10 protein-coding genes and 1 pseudogene are annotated in these 13,608 nt (G+C 70.4%); 7 read left to right on the forward strand and 4 right to left on the reverse strand.

Features of this window, described 5'->3' with window-relative positions:
- Window positions 1–83: 83 nt before the first annotated feature.
- Entirely contained in the window at window positions 84–740 is a 657-nt protein-coding gene (locus N4G66_RS32875) for a TetR/AcrR family transcriptional regulator (RefSeq protein WP_261707920.1), read from the reverse strand.
- Window positions 741–871: 131 nt separating this feature from the next.
- Here N4G66_RS32875 and N4G66_RS32880 point away from each other — a divergent pair, with 131 nt between their 5' ends.
- Together N4G66_RS32880 and N4G66_RS32885 are read left to right on the forward strand one after the other, a co-directional pair.
- Entirely contained in the window at window positions 872–4,093 is a 3,222-nt protein-coding gene (locus tag N4G66_RS32880) for a bifunctional cytochrome P450/NADPH--P450 reductase (RefSeq protein ID WP_261707921.1), read from the forward strand.
- A gap of 150 nt (window positions 4,094–4,243) precedes the next feature.
- Window positions 4,244–5,290, forward strand: a complete 1,047-nt coding sequence (locus N4G66_RS32885) for a zinc-binding dehydrogenase (RefSeq protein ID WP_261707922.1) — start codon at window positions 4,244–4,246, stop codon at window positions 5,288–5,290.
- A gap of 93 nt (window positions 5,291–5,383) precedes the next feature.
- Here the strand turns inward: N4G66_RS32885 and N4G66_RS32890 are convergent, their stop codons facing one another.
- A complete protein-coding gene (locus N4G66_RS32890; protein WP_261707923.1) occupies window positions 5,384–6,019 on the reverse strand; it encodes a TetR/AcrR family transcriptional regulator in 636 nt (211 codons plus the stop codon).
- A 137-nt stretch (window positions 6,020–6,156) separates the two neighbouring features.
- Between N4G66_RS32890 and N4G66_RS32895 the strand changes: the two genes are divergently transcribed.
- The 5 genes from N4G66_RS32895 to N4G66_RS32915 all read left to right on the forward strand — a co-directional run bounded on the left by N4G66_RS32895 (window position 6,157) and on the right by N4G66_RS32915 (window position 12,689).
- Window positions 6,157–7,302: a VOC family protein gene (locus tag N4G66_RS32895; RefSeq protein ID WP_261707924.1), complete on the forward strand. Its 1,146-nt coding sequence runs from the start codon at window positions 6,157–6,159 to the stop codon at window positions 7,300–7,302.
- Window positions 7,299–8,273, forward strand: a complete 975-nt coding sequence (locus N4G66_RS32900; protein ID WP_261707925.1) for a fumarylacetoacetate hydrolase family protein — start codon at window positions 7,299–7,301, stop codon at window positions 8,271–8,273. Before N4G66_RS32895 ends, N4G66_RS32900 begins: the two co-directional genes overlap by 4 nt.
- Window positions 8,270–9,904 carry a bifunctional 3-(3-hydroxy-phenyl)propionate/3-hydroxycinnamic acid hydroxylase MhpA gene (mhpA, locus tag N4G66_RS32905; RefSeq protein ID WP_261707926.1) on the forward strand — a complete coding sequence of 545 codons (1,635 nt, stop codon included), beginning with the start codon at window positions 8,270–8,272 and terminating at the stop codon, window positions 9,902–9,904. The genes N4G66_RS32900 and mhpA overlap by 4 nt, the downstream gene beginning before the upstream one ends.
- Window positions 9,901–11,919 (forward strand): acetoacetate--CoA ligase, encoded by a 2,019-nt coding sequence (locus N4G66_RS32910; RefSeq protein WP_261707927.1) that lies wholly within the window; start codon window positions 9,901–9,903, stop codon window positions 11,917–11,919. The genes mhpA and N4G66_RS32910 overlap by 4 nt, the downstream gene beginning before the upstream one ends.
- A 146-nt stretch (window positions 11,920–12,065) precedes the next feature.
- Window positions 12,066–12,689 (forward strand): malonic semialdehyde reductase, encoded by a 624-nt coding sequence (locus N4G66_RS32915; RefSeq protein ID WP_391858926.1) that lies wholly within the window; start codon window positions 12,066–12,068, stop codon window positions 12,687–12,689.
- Between the two features lie 34 nt (window positions 12,690–12,723).
- On the opposite strand, the gene N4G66_RS32920 is transcribed toward N4G66_RS32915, so the two are convergent.
- Both N4G66_RS32920 and N4G66_RS32925 read right to left on the reverse strand, forming a co-directional pair.
- The gene (locus N4G66_RS32920; protein WP_261707928.1) at window positions 12,724–13,041 is read right to left on the reverse strand and encodes a hypothetical protein; all 318 of its coding nucleotides are present in this window, start codon (window positions 13,039–13,041) and stop codon (window positions 12,724–12,726) included.
- Window positions 13,042–13,074: 33 nt separating this feature from the next.
- A pseudogene (locus N4G66_RS32925) lies at window positions 13,075–13,218 on the reverse strand (IS5/IS1182 family transposase); the annotation flags it as partial.
- Window positions 13,219–13,608: the final 390 nt, after the last annotated feature.

Raw genomic sequence — 13,608 nt, forward strand, 5'->3', positions numbered from 1 at the left:
GGAAGCATACGAAGCGGCGGTGGTCAGAGAGAAGCTGATCGAGTTCCGCCGGCTCATCACCAGCACCGGCTGCAGCCGCTCCGTCACTCCTCCTCTCGGGCTCGTGCGGGATGGCTTTCCACGCCGGCGATCGCGGCGTCCAGCGCACAGCTGTACATCGTGTCGATCACGTCCTTCGAGGGTGCGGGCGCATCTTCCCCGTCGGGACCGGCCGGTGTCGGAGGGAGGGTGGTCCACCGCTGCAGTGCTCCGGTCAGCTCGTTGGCCAGCAGTCCCGTGAAGACCGCGCACAGGGTGGCAGCGACCCGGGGGATCTCCGAGGCGGGCAGTTTCGCGGCGGCGAGTGTGCCGGTGAGTCCTTGCCAGAACGGGTCGTCCGGCTGGATGAAGTCGGCACGCCCGAAGGAGTACCCCATCAGTTCGGGGTGACGGAGGGCCAGTTGGCGGAAGTCAAGGGCGAGTTGGCGCAGGCGGTCCTGCCAGGGAGCGTTCTCCCGCTCCGGCGTGCGGAACCGCGAGCCGACGCGCTCGGTCACGCCGCGCAGCACGGCGTCCTTGTTCGGCACGTGGTGGTACAGCGACATCGGGTTCGCGTCCAGCGCGGTCGCGAGTTTGCGCATGGTCAGTGCCTCGACCCCGTCGGCGTCGATGAGCTGCAGCGCCATGGAGTAGATGCCGTCCTCGGTGAGCGGTACGTCCCTCTTCCTCGTCCCCCGGGGGGCCTTCCTTGGAGTTTCCATACGCCGTATGGTACCACTGAAGGCAGTTCCATACGGCGTATGGAAATCGGGGTCGGGCTGCCCATCTGCGGCTTCCCCTTCGTTGTACAGCGCCCTTGCCCTCGCCTCTCTCCGCACAAAGGAGCAAGTTCATGACCACGCAGCCCGTGACCGACCTGCGCCCCATCCGGTCCCCGCGCGGGATCCCCCTCCTCGGCCACACGCCGCAGATCCCCCACACCAATCCGGTCGCGTACTTCGGCGAGCTGTCCAAGCAGTTCCCCGAGGGCATCTACGGCATGGACATCGCCGGCATCGAGCAGGTCTTCGTCTACGACCCTGACCTGGTGGCCGAGATATGCGACGAGACGCGGTTCTACAAGCAGATCGAGAAGACACCGCTGAACCATGTCCGGGACTTCGCGGGTGCGGGCCTGTTCACGGCACACCAGCACGAAGAGGAATGGGGCATGGCGCACCGGATCCTCATGCCGGCCTTCAGCCAGCGGGCCATGAAGAACTACTACGGACAGATGCTGGAGATTGCCCAGAACCTGGCGGGCAAGTGGGAGCGTGAGGAGGGCCAGCCGGTCAACATCACCGACGACTACACCCGGCTGACCCTGGACACCATCGCTGTGTCGGGGTTCGGCTACCGGTTCGACTCCTTCGCCGAGGAGGAGCTGCACCCCTTCCTCCAGGCGCTGCTGGGGGCGCTCGTGGAGTCGCTGCGGCGCTCGCAGGAGCTGCCGATGATGACCAAGCTCCGCAGGGCGGACGACAAGAAGTACCGCGAGAACATCCAGGTGATGCGCGAGCTGGTCGAGAGTGTGATCAAGGAGCGCCGTAAGGGGGAGAGCAGCGGTGAGGACGACCTGCTGGGTCTGATGCTGCAGGCGACCGACCCGGAGACCGGCAAGCTGCTGGACGACGACAACGTCCGGGACCAGGTGCTGACGTTCCTGATCGCCGGTCACGAGACCACCAGTGGTCTGCTGTCGTTCGCCACGTACTCGTTGATGCGCAATCCGCACGTGCTGGCCCAGGCCTACGCCGAGGTGGACCGGCTGCTGCCCGGCGACACGGTCCCGGACTACGACACGATCATGAAGCTGGACGTGATCCCGCGGATCCTGGAAGAGACCCTGCGCTTGTGGGCTCCCATCCCGGCCTTCGGCAAGGCCCCGATTGAGGACACCGTCATCGGCGGCTGCTACGAGCTGAAGAAGGGGACGCGGGTCAACATCCTCGAGGGCCCGCTGCACACCCACCCCAAGGCGTGGGGCCGGCCGGAGGAGTTCGACATCGACCGGTGGCTGCCGGAGAACCGCGCCCAGCAGCACCCGCACGCCTACAAGCCGTTCGGCAACGGCGTGCGTGCCTGTATCGGCCGACAGTTCGCCCTCACCGAGGCCCGGCTGGCCCTCGCTCTGGTGCTGCAGAAGTTCAAGTTCGCCGACCCGAACGACTACACGATGGACGTGCGGGAAGCGCTCACGCGCAAGCCCGGCGACTTCGAGCTGGTCGTCCGTACCCGCCAGGAACACGAGCGGACCGTCTTCGGTGCCTTGGACCTGCAGAGCGATGACGAGCGGCAGCAGGCCGCGGTCAGCGGCGTCGGGGTGAACCTGACCGTCGCCTACGGCTCCAGCCTGGGCTCGTGCGAGGACCTGGCGCGCACCATCGCCGACCGCGGTGAGCGCTCTGGGTTCGGCACCACGCTGACGAGCCTGGACGAACTGGGCGGCAACCTGCCCACCGAGGGCCTGCTCGTCGTCGTCGCCGCCAGCTACAACGGCAAGGCCCCCGACAACGCCCAGGGTTTCGACGACCTGATCGCCGCCGGACTGCCCGAAGGCTCACTGTCCGACGTGCGGTTCGCGCTGCTGGGCGCCGGCAACACCCAGTGGGTCGCGACCTACCAGGCCTTCCCCAAGCGGATCGAGGAAAGCCTGCTGGCCGCCGGCGCCACCCCCGTCATCGAGCGCGGCATCGCCGATGCGGCCGGTGACTTCGACGGCATGGCCACCCGCTGGACGGACACCCTGTGGGCCACCCTGGCCGAGGAGTACGCCGCCGACACCTCCGACGACGGCGCGCCGCGCTACGAGGTGCACCTGCTCACCGAGGCGGACGTACGCCCAGCGATCGTCTCCGAGCAGGCATACCCCCTCACCGTGGTCGCCAACGAGGAACTCGTCAGCGACGCGACCGGGCTGTGGGACTTCAGCATCGAACCTCCGCGCCCGTCCGCGAAGTCCATCACCATCGAGCTGCCGAAGGGCGTCACCTACGACACCGGAAACCACCTGGCCGTCTTCGCCAAGAACGAGCCCGCGCTGGTCGACCGCGCCCTCGCGCGGCTCGGCGTCGACCGCGACCAGGTGCTCCGGCTCGACCAGCCCGCGGGCGGTCGGAGCCACCTGCCGGTGGGCACGCCCGTCACCGCCGGCCTGCTGCTCACCGAGTTCCTGGAACTGCAGGACCTGGCCACCCGCTCCCAGATACAGACCCTGGCCGAGCACACCCAGTGCCCTTGGACCAGGCCTCAGCTGGAGGCGTACACGGCCGACACCGAAGAGGCCCAGCAGCTCTACCAGAAGGAGATCCTGGGCAAGCGGGTTTCGGTGCTGGGCCTTCTGGAGCGCTTCCCCGCCGTCGAACTGCCGCTGGCCGTCTTCCTGGACCTCATGGGCCCGATCCGCCCTCGCTTCTACTCCATCTCCTCCTCCCCGCTGGCCGACCCGCGCCAGGTGCGCCTGACCGTCGGCCTCCTCGAAGGACCCGCCCTGTCCGGCGACGGCCAGTACCGCGGCACCTGCTCCTCCTACCTCGCACGCCTTGAGCCCGGCGATGTCGTCTACGGCTACGTGCGCGTCCCCTCCCCGACCTTCGCCCCGCCGGCCGACCCGGCCACGCCGCTGATCCTCATCGGCCCCGGCACCGGCATCGCGCCGCTGCGAGGCTTCCTGGAGGAGCGAGCCCGGCAGTACGAGAACGGCACGAAGGTGGGCCTGTCCGAGGTCTTCGTCGGCTGCCGCCACCCGGAGCACGACTACTTCTACCGCGACGAGATGGAGACGTGGGAGCTGTCCGGCATCGCCCAGGTCCACACCGCCTTCTCCGCGGTGACCGGCCACCGCGCCCGGTTCGTCCAGGACGCCCTAACCGCCGCCTCCGACAGTGTCTGGCAGGCACTCCAGGACGGCGCGTACGTCTACGTCTGCGGTGACGGCCGCCGTATGGCACCCGCGGTGCGTGAAGCCCTCGCCGCCATCCACCGCCGCCACACCGGCAGTGACGACGCGACCGCCCAGCAGTGGCTCGCCCAGTTGGAAGCCGACGAGCGCTACCAGCAGGACGTCTTCGCCTGACCCCTCTACGCCGGGAGGCGTGCGGCACCCTCCCTGGCCCCACGCCTCCCGGTCTCTCCAAGCCCCCGGTCTCCCCACGCCCACCAGGCAACACCCGGCACCCATCGGCGCGAACCGCCGGACAGTGCCGCTCACAGAAAGCAGATCCTCATGGACACCATGCTCGCCGGACGCTTCCACCTGGACAGCAAGAAGTTCGTCGTGGAAGAAGTCCCCGTCCCCGTACCCGGCCCGGGCGAGGTCCTCGTCGAGGTCAAGGCCGCCGGCGTCTGCCTCTCGGACGTCCACCTGATCGACGGCTCTCTCGTCCCGCTGTTCGCCACCTCCGACACGGTCACCGTCGGCCACGAGGTCTCCGGTGTGATCCACACCCTTGGCCCCGACCTCAAGCGGGGCCTGACCGCCGGCACCCGCGTCACCCTGGAGGCCGGCAAGACCTGCGGCCAGTGCGCCGGCTGCGTGCGCCGCCGCCCCTGCACCCAGATGCTCACCGCCGGCATCGACTACGACGGCGGCTGGGCCCAGTACACCGTTGCCCGCGAGGACACCCTCATCCCCATCCCCGACAGCCTCCCCTTCGACCAGGCCGCGATCATCCCCGACGCGGTCTCCACCCCCTACGCCGCCGTCGTCGCCACCGCCGGCGTACGCCCCGCCCAGGCGGTCGGCGTCTGGGGCGTGGGCGGAGTGGGCGCCCACAACGTGCTCCTCGCCCGCCTGGTCGGCGCCGCGCCGGTCATCGCCGTCGACCCACTGCCGAGCGCCCGGGAGCGCGCCCTGGCCTTCGGCGCGGATGTCGCCCTCGACCCGAGCGCCCCCGACTTCGCCGACCAGGTCCGCGCGGCCACCGGCGGACGGGGTCTGGACTTCGCCTTCGACTGCGCCGGCGTGCCTGCCGTCCGCGAGCAGGCCGCGTCCGCGCTCGGTCTGGGCGGCGCCCTGATCCTGGTGGGCATCACGCCGAAGCCGCTCACCATCACCGAGGGCCTGACCTTCAACTACCTGGGCAAGCAGGTGCGCGGACACTACGGCGGCACCCCGGAGTCCGTCACCGAGCTGGTGCGGCTGGCCGCGGGCGGCCGTCTCGACCTGGCTCCCTCCATTACGGACCACATTCCGCTGGCCGACGCCGCCGACGCGGTCAACCGGCTGGAGAACAAGATCGGCGACCCGATCCGTCTCATCCTCGTCCCCTGACATCGGAACAGAACGTTCCGCCAAGCCACCTCGGGCAGGGGTGAGTGGGCGCCGGTGCTTGAGGGAGCACCGGCGCCCACGGCTTACCCGGGGTCAGGTGAGGTCGGGCAGGGGGCGCCGGGTGACCTCGTGGGCATCGTCCGCGGGGACGCCGAGCATGCGCAGGACCATCTCGGCCAGGTCGGAGGCGGCCACGTCGCCGTCGAGGTCGGGGCGGGCCAGTCGCAGTGCGACAAGGGACATCAGGGTCCCGCCCACGGCGGACAGGGCGGTGGTCGCGCTGGTGCAGGTGAAGCGGCCCGAGGCGATGCCGATCTCCAGGTCGCGCAGCGCTCGTGGGGCGAGGCCCCGGTCGGAGTGAATGTGGGCCAGACCGCGATCGCGCAGGATCCGCAGGAGTTCCGGGTGGGAGTCGGCCATCCGGGCGGTCAGCCGGAAGCCCGCCGCGACTAGCTCGGCCGGGTCCTCGATCCCTCGTACCCGCTCGTCGATGACCTGCCCGAACTCCTCCAGGGCGTCCGCCACCGCGGCGTCGAACAGCTCCGTCTTCGACTCGAAGTGGTTGTAGAAGGAGCCGAAACCCACGTCCGCGCGCTCGGCGATCGCCTGGATGCTGGCACTGGTGTCCCCGGTCTCCGCGAGGACCTGCCGGGCCGCGCGGACGAGCGCCTGACGGGTCTCGGCGCGGCGCCGCTCGAAGCGGTTCCTGGGCGGGGCTGACGTCGGCATACGGCGAGTCTAGCAACCGTGACGATGAGTCCCCCATGACTGATGGATTTATCAATTCACTGGCCTCGAACTATTGACGACGAGATGCGTCAAAGTTGATGATTTCCTCATTACGGCAGTGTTGCTTGGAGGAAACCATGCCCCCCACCCCCGTTGACAGGGCCGATCCCCAGACGCCCCACCAGGACCTCCACAGCGAGCAGGGCGCCCTGCGTGGCGAGCACCCCGGGCGCGCTCGCAATCCTGTGATCAAGGTGGCCGACCTGGCCTGGCTGGAGTTCGAGAAGCCTGATCTGGACCGGGCCGAGGTGTTCGCGCGTGACTTCGGGTTCGCGATCGCCGCCCGCACCGAGCGGGAGCTGTGGCTGCGCGGCACGTTCTCAGGCTCACCCTGCATGGTCATCCGGCGCGGGCACACGTCCCGTTTCATCGGGCCGGCGTTCCGCGCGGCCGAGCGGAGTGACCTGGACCGGCTGGCCCGCGCCACCGGCAGTGCCGTCCGGGACATCGGCGTACCCGGAGGCGGACAGTCCATCGCCCTGCTCGATCCCTCGGGCTTCCCGGTCCGGGTCGTCCACTGCGCCGAACAGCTGCCCGCACTGCCCGAGCAGCAGCCCCTGCTCCTCAACTCCGGCACGGAGCACCTCCGTACGAACGCCACCCAGCGCCCGCCCCGTGAGCCCTCCCGTATCCAGCGGCTGGGCCACGTGGTCCTGGAGACACGGCTGTTCGCCCGCGCCCTGGACTGGTACCTGGGCACCCTTGGGATGATCGTCAGCGACTTCCTGTTCCTGGACGGGCAGCGCGAGCGCGGGCCGACGATGGCGTTCATCCGCTGTGACCAGGGCGGCCTGGCCGTCGACCACCACACGCTGGCCATGCACCTGGGGCCCGGCAACGGCTACGTCCACTCCGCCTACCAGGTCACCGACCTCGACTCGATCGCCGCCGGTGGCGAGTACCTCGCCGAGCGTGGCTACCAGCGCAGCTGGGGGATCGGCCGGCACATCCAGGGCAGCCAGCTGTTCGACTACTGGCGCGACCCCGACCGCTTCATGCTGGAGCACTTCGCCGACGGCGACCTGTTCTCCTGCGACATCGAGCCCGGCTGGGCGCCGATGTCGGCGAGCGGCCTGGCCCAGTGGGGCCCGCCGGTCACCCGTGACTTCCTGGGCACGAATCCGTCCCCAGCCAAGCTCCGCGAGGTCATGACGGCCCTGCGCGGCGACAACGAACTCGACCCCGCACGCCTGCTGGGCCTGATGAAAGCGATGACCTCATGAGCACCAACGTTCTGCGCACCACTGGGGGCACCTCCCGCTCGAGCGGAGCCGAGAGTGGGGGAGGCTGGTGGGTCGTCCGGGACGAGCGCGCCGTCCGCATCGAGACCAAGGCGGACACCACCGCCGAACTGCTCGCCGACCGCGACGCGGTCCGCGAGGCCGCCGCCTCCGCCGAGAGCGGCACACCCGTCGCCGACCTGGTGGCCCTGCCCCCGGTCACCACCCCGTGCCGGGTGGTCGCCCAGATGGTCAACTACCGCAGCCACGCCCGCGATTCGGGATTCACCGGCGAGATCCCGCCGACTTTCTTCCGCAAGGCGTCCGGCTCGGTCAGCGGCCCGCACGAGGCGATCGTCCGCCCCGCGCACGTGAAGTTCCTCGACTACGAGGTCGAACTCGGCCTCGTCATGGGCGCAACCCTGCCCGTGGGCACCGTCGTCCAGGAGCAGGACCTGCCGCGCTACATCGCCGGACTCGTCCTGACCAACGACGTCAGCGCCCGCGACGTCCAGCTGACCAAGACCCAGTTCTACGAGAGCAAGTCCTACCCGACCTTCACACCGACCGGACCGTATCTGGCCCTGCTGGAGCCCGAGGACTTCGCCCATCTGCTCAACCTGCGCCTGCGGCTGTCGGTCAACGGCGAACCGCGCCAGGACCGCACGCTCGCCGACATGATCGTACGGCCCGCGCAGGCACTCACCCTGCTCGCCCGCTTCCAGACCCTGGATCCGGGCGACCTGCTGCTGACCGGCACCCCCGGCGGCACGGCCCTGAAGGCCCCGCCCAAGCCGGTCGAGAAGATCGGCGCACTGCTGCCGCCCGCACTGAAGTGGAAGGCGTTCTTCAACAGCCAGGCTAAAAACCCCCATTACCTGCGCGACGGCGACCTCATCACCGCCACGATCGCCACGCCTGACGGGCGGATCAACCTCGGCGAGCAGCAGACTCCTGTGACGGACGCGTCATGAACGCCGCATCCCGGATACCGGTGGTCATCATCGGTGCGGGACCTGTGGGCGTCACGGCCGCCCTCCTGCTCGCCCGCCACGGAGTGCGCAGCATCGTCCTGGAACGCCACCGGGACGTCTACCCCCTGCCGCGCGCCGTCGCCATGGACGACGAGATCCGCCGGATCCTGCAGAGTGTCGGCGTCCACGAGGAGTTCGCCGCCCTCGCGCGCCCGGCGCGCGGGCTGCGGCTGCTCGATGCCCGCCACCGCTTGATCGCCGAGTTCCCGCGCTCCCCGCACGGGCACCACGGCTTTCCGCAGACCAGCATGTTCGACCAGCCCGAGCTGGAACGCCTGCTCCGCGAGGCCCTGGCGCGCCGCCCGGAGTGCGAGCTGCGGGGCGGCGTGGAGGTCGTGTCCGTCACCCAGGACACCGACGGAGCACACGGCTCGACGGGTCCGGCCCGGGTCGCCTTCCGCCGCGACGGCAGCGACGAGGTGGAGCACGTGTGGGCCGATGCCGTCCTGGGCTGCGACGGCGCGGGCAGTCTCACCCGCGACGCCATCGGTGCCGTATGGGAGGACCTGCACTTCGAGGAGAGCTGGCGAGTCATCGACGTGCGCACCAGTCGCCTGGTGCGCACCTGGGAAGGCGCAGAGCAGATCTGCTGCCCCACCCGGCCGGCCACCTTCATGCGTGTGGGCGAGGACCGCTACCGCTGGGAGTTCCGGCTGGCCGACGACGAGCCTCTGGACGGCCCGGAGGGGCTGGACCGCCTGCGCGAGCTGGTCGCCCCCTGGGTGGACCTGCCGCGGGATGCCCCGCCTGGCGACGACTTCGAGGTGGTCCGGCAGGCGCAGTACACCTTCCGGGCCCGCCTGGCCGACCGGTGGCGCCGGGGCCGTGTCTTCCTGCTGGGCGACGCGGCGCACCTCACCCCGCCCTTCATCGGGCAGGGTCTGTGCGCGGGACTGCGCGACGCCCACAACCTCACCTGGAAACTGGCCCGCGTTCTCCAACAGGGCGCGGACGACGCACTGCTGGACACCTACGAGCGCGAACGCAAGCCGCACGCCCGCCACCTGATCCGCGTCGCGGTCGCCGTCGGCTGGGCCATGACCGGCGGACAGGACCGCGGCGCGGCGATCCGCCGGGCCGTCGTGGGCACGGCCTGCCGTATCCCCGGCGTGACAGCGGCGGTGGGCCGCGATCTCAGCCCTGCCCTGGCCGCCGGTCCACTGGTACGGCGCCGCCCCCGGCTGGTCGGCCGCGTGCTGGCCGGCACCTTGTGCCCGCAGCCGTGGGTGATCGTCGACGGCAGGCGAGTGCGCCTGGACGAGGTCCTCGGGGATTCCTTCGCCGTCTTGACCACCGTGCCGCCCACTCCGCAGGTGACGGCCGTGGCCACGGCATTCGGCGCACCCACGATCCGCGTGGACGACCTGGGCGACGACGGCACCCTCGCCGCCTGGCTGGCACGCGGCCGGGCGGATGCCGTCCTGCTGCGTCCCGATCGCGTCGTGCTGGACACGGTCCCCGCCGGCACCGGCGACTTCACCGACACCGCCGCCTGGGCGCCGCTGCTGCACACGGCCCGCCGCCCCGCCGAGGGCCGGCCGGCCCCCCTGCCGAGGAGCACCACACGATGAGCACCCCGCACGCCACGCCGTATCCGGAACCCTTCCTCACTCCCGACCCGCAGGCGGCCGCAGGCAGCCGCATCGCGGACTTCGCCCGATGGGCAGCCCGGCACCAAGGCGCCGAAGGCCTCCAGGACCCCACCGACTACCAGGCCCTGCACCGCTGGTCGGTCACCGACCTGGAGGGTTTCTGGGCTGCGGTGTGGGAGTACTTCGCCATCGACGCGGCGACGCCGTACGAGCGTGTACTGGCTGAGGAGACCATGCCGGGCGCCCGCTGGTTCCCCGGCGCCACCCTGAACTACGCCCACCACGCACTGCGCAACCTTCAGCCGGACGCTCCCGCGATCACAGCGCTGGACGAGACCGGCTCCGGCTACGAGATCACGGGCCGGCAGCTGCGCGCCCAGGTCGCCTCCGTCGCCGCCACCCTGCGCGACCTGGGTGTCGAACAGGGCGACCGGGTGGTGGGTTACCTGCCCAACACCCCCCACGCCGTCATCGCCCTCCTCGCCACCGCCGGCCTGGGCGCGGTGTGGTCGGTGTGCGGCCAGGACTACGCACCCAAGGCCGCCGCCGACCGCTTCGCCCAGCTCGAACCCACGGTCCTCATCACCGCGGACGGCTACCTCTTCAACGGCACCAGGCACGACCGCCGTGCCGCCTCGCTCGAACTGGCCGACGCGCTGCCGACGCTGAAGGCCACGATTCTCGTGGACCACCTGGGCCTCGCCCAGCCCGAGACCCGGCACCCGGGGCTGACGGTTCCCTGGGAGGACGCCGCCGCCCGCACCGAGTACCTCACCTTCGCCCCGGTGCCGTTCGACCACCCGCTGTGGGTCGTGTTCTCCTCCGGCACCACTGGCCTGCCCAAGGGCATCGTCCACGGCCACGGCGGCGTCCTGCTCGAACACCTCAAGATCCTCGGCCTGCACACCGATCTGGGCCTCGGGGACCGCCTGCTGTGGTACACCACCACCCACTGGATGATGTGGAACCTGGTCGTCTCCACCCTGCTGACCGGCGCCACCACCTGCACCTACGACGGCAGCCCGGCACCGCAGGCGCGTCCGGACGTCCTGTGGGAGCTGGCGGCCCGCCACAAGGTCACCGTCTTCGGCACCAGTCCCCAGTACCTGCTGGCCATGTCCAAGCTGGGCATCGAACCCTCCGCCCACGACCTGTCGGCCATCCGCGTCATCGGCTCCACCGGATCGGCTCTGCCCGCCTCCGCCTACCCCTGGGTCCGCGACCACGTGGGCGCCGGCGTACAGCCGGCCTCCACCAGTGGCGGCACGGACATCGTCTCCGGCTTCGCCGGCTCCGCACCCACGACCCCCGTCTGGGCGGGCGAGCTGTCCGCCCCCAACCTGGGCGTGGCGCTCGCCGCCTACGACGCCCACGGCACCCCGATCCTCGACCGGGTCGGCGAACTGGTCGTCACCCGGCCCATGCCGTCCATGCCGCTGCACTTCTGGAACGACCCCGACGGCAGCCGCTACCGCGACGCCTACTTCGGCGCCTACCCCGGCGTGTGGCGGCACGGCGACTGGATCACCCTCACCTCCCACGGCTCGGTGATCGTCCACGGCCGCTCCGACGCCACCCTCAACCGCAACGGCGTGCGCCTGGGCAGCGCCGACATCCACGAGATCGTCGAACGCTTTCCCGAGATCACCGAGGCCCTCGTCATCGGCGCGGAGGAGCCGGACGGCGGCTACTGGATGCCCCTGTTCGTCGTCCCCGCGCCCGGCGTCACCCTGGACGACGCCCTGCGCGACCGGATCCGCGACGCGATCCGCGCCGGCGCCTCACCCCGCCACGTCCCCGACGAGATCCTCTCCGTGCCGGCCATCCCGCACACGAGGACCGGCAAGAAACTCGAAGTTCCGGTCAAGCGCCTGCTCCAAGGCGTCCCTGCCGAGCAGATCCTCACCCCCGCGGCGGTCGACAACCCCGAACTCATCGACTTCTACGCCCAGCTGGGTGCGGAGCGGAGCAAGCGGACAGCACACCGCACATGACCGTCGGCCAGGGGCGGCCAGGCCTGGGTGACAGCACCGGGATGTGCGCCCCGCCCGGCTCCGCAAACCCCGTCCCGCCGACTGGTACCGGGCGCAGAGCCCGCCCCAACACCACACCATCCGCACACCGAAGCAAGAGAGAAACCGTGACCATAACCGACCGCGAACCGCAGGCCCTCGATGTCCTGGACGACGCCGGGCGAAAGCTGCTGTTCACAGAGGCCCGCACCGCGAACACCTTCGCCGCAACGGCCGTCACCGACGGCGAACTCGCCATGATCTGGGAACTCGCCCGCTGGTCGCCGAGCGCCGCCAACAGCCAGCCTCTGCGTGTGCTCTTCGTGCGCACCCGCGAGGGCAAGGAGCGCCTGGTCCGGCACCTGGACGAGGGCAACAGAGCCAAGACGCTCAGTGCGCCGGCCGTGGCGGTCCTGGCGTACGACACCGACTTCCACGAGCAGATGCCGACAGTCTTTCCGGCCCGCGGCGACATGCTGCGAGCGGCGTTCGCCGACCAGACCGAGAAGCGCGAGAACATCGCTGCCTACAACTCGGCACTGCAGACCGGGGTCTTCCTGCTCGCGGTGCGCGCGGCGGGGCTCGCGGCCGGTCCCATGGCGGGCTTCGACGAGGCCAGCTTGAACAAGGAGTTCTTCGCCGGGACCAGCTGGCGTTCCCATCTGGTGGTCAACATCGGTCACCCCGGTGCCGACCCATGGTTCCCGCGGCTGCCCCGCGTGCCTGTCGAGGGCGCCGTCGCCTGGGCCTGACGGCATTGCTGGCGCATGGTCGCGCGGGACGCGGTCACCTCTTCAGATGGTCAATGGTCCCGCCGATACGGGCCACATGACAGGCGATGGCCGCGGTGATCCGGTGCCCGTGCTCGGCCGTGCCCTGGTGATCGGTGCGCAGCGCCGCGGTCCGCCTGTCGGAGGCGAGCCTGCTGCAACTACCGGCGGTGTAGCGGCCGGTGAGGTCTCCGAGGAGGACGAGATCGGCTGCCGCCGAGGGCAGGTGTGAGAGGCCCGATGGGTCGGACGGGTGAGAGTGCCGCTGCTGGAGGTTCGTCTGATAGGCGCTGTGTGGCACGGTGGAGTCGTCTCGCAAAGACGTGGACGCCACCCAGGCCAGCTGAAACCACGGGCCGTTCGGTGATCAAGTGGATCTTCGATTCGTACTTGCCGCGATCCCCAGGATTCGGACCCGTCAGGTTCCCCTTTTCAGGGCCCGCACGTTCACCGGGTCGATCGCGCGGCGAGACCAGTCCAGTTCCCCGCGGGAGCCAAGTTCGTCGAGGACCGGCGATCCGACCCGACGACCTTCAGGTCAAACTCACGTCCGACAGCGGGACTCTCGGCCGCTCCGGTGCCGCCATGTCCCGGACGCTGCCGAGCAGGCCGGGGAGCACTGTCGCACAGCCAGTCGGTGCGAGCTCTCGATGCGAGGGCCTGCCGCCGATGCCCGCGGGGCATCGTGCAGTCGCGTTTCGGGCTCGTACGAACAGGCGGTCCCAGCGGACGGTGCTGAAGAAGCAACATGCCTCATACGGGAGCGTGGTGTGCTGGTCCTGACAGTGGGGGGACGGTCCCGGGTCTTCAGCGCAGAACGCCCGTGGCGGGCTCTTGCGGATCCGGCGGTGTTCCCCACCGTGCAGGTGGGGAACACCGCCGGATCCATTTTCTGGGATGG

The sequence above is a fragment of the Streptomyces rhizosphaerihabitans genome, from assembly GCF_025399795.1.
GTDB classification, from domain to species: Bacteria; Actinomycetota; Actinomycetes; order Streptomycetales; family Streptomycetaceae; genus Streptomyces; species Streptomyces rhizosphaerihabitans.

Coding starts and splice junctions, on each gene's coding strand:
- N4G66_RS32900 (WP_261707925.1), top strand. CDS start 7,299: ATGAGCACCAACGTTCTGCGCACCACTGGGGGCACCTCCCGCTCGAGC.
- N4G66_RS32890 (WP_261707923.1), bottom strand. CDS start 6,019: ATGCCGACGTCAGCCCCGCCCAGGAACCGCTTCGAGCGGCGCCGCGCC.
- N4G66_RS32875 (WP_261707920.1), bottom strand. CDS start 740: ATGGAAACTCCAAGGAAGGCCCCCCGGGGGACGAGGAAGAGGGACGTA.
- N4G66_RS32895 (WP_261707924.1), top strand. CDS start 6,157: ATGCCCCCCACCCCCGTTGACAGGGCCGATCCCCAGACGCCCCACCAG.
- N4G66_RS32880 (WP_261707921.1), top strand. CDS start 872: ATGACCACGCAGCCCGTGACCGACCTGCGCCCCATCCGGTCCCCGCGC.
- mhpA (WP_261707926.1), top strand. CDS start 8,270: ATGAACGCCGCATCCCGGATACCGGTGGTCATCATCGGTGCGGGACCT.
- N4G66_RS32910 (WP_261707927.1), top strand. CDS start 9,901: ATGAGCACCCCGCACGCCACGCCGTATCCGGAACCCTTCCTCACTCCC.
- N4G66_RS32885 (WP_261707922.1), top strand. CDS start 4,244: ATGGACACCATGCTCGCCGGACGCTTCCACCTGGACAGCAAGAAGTTC.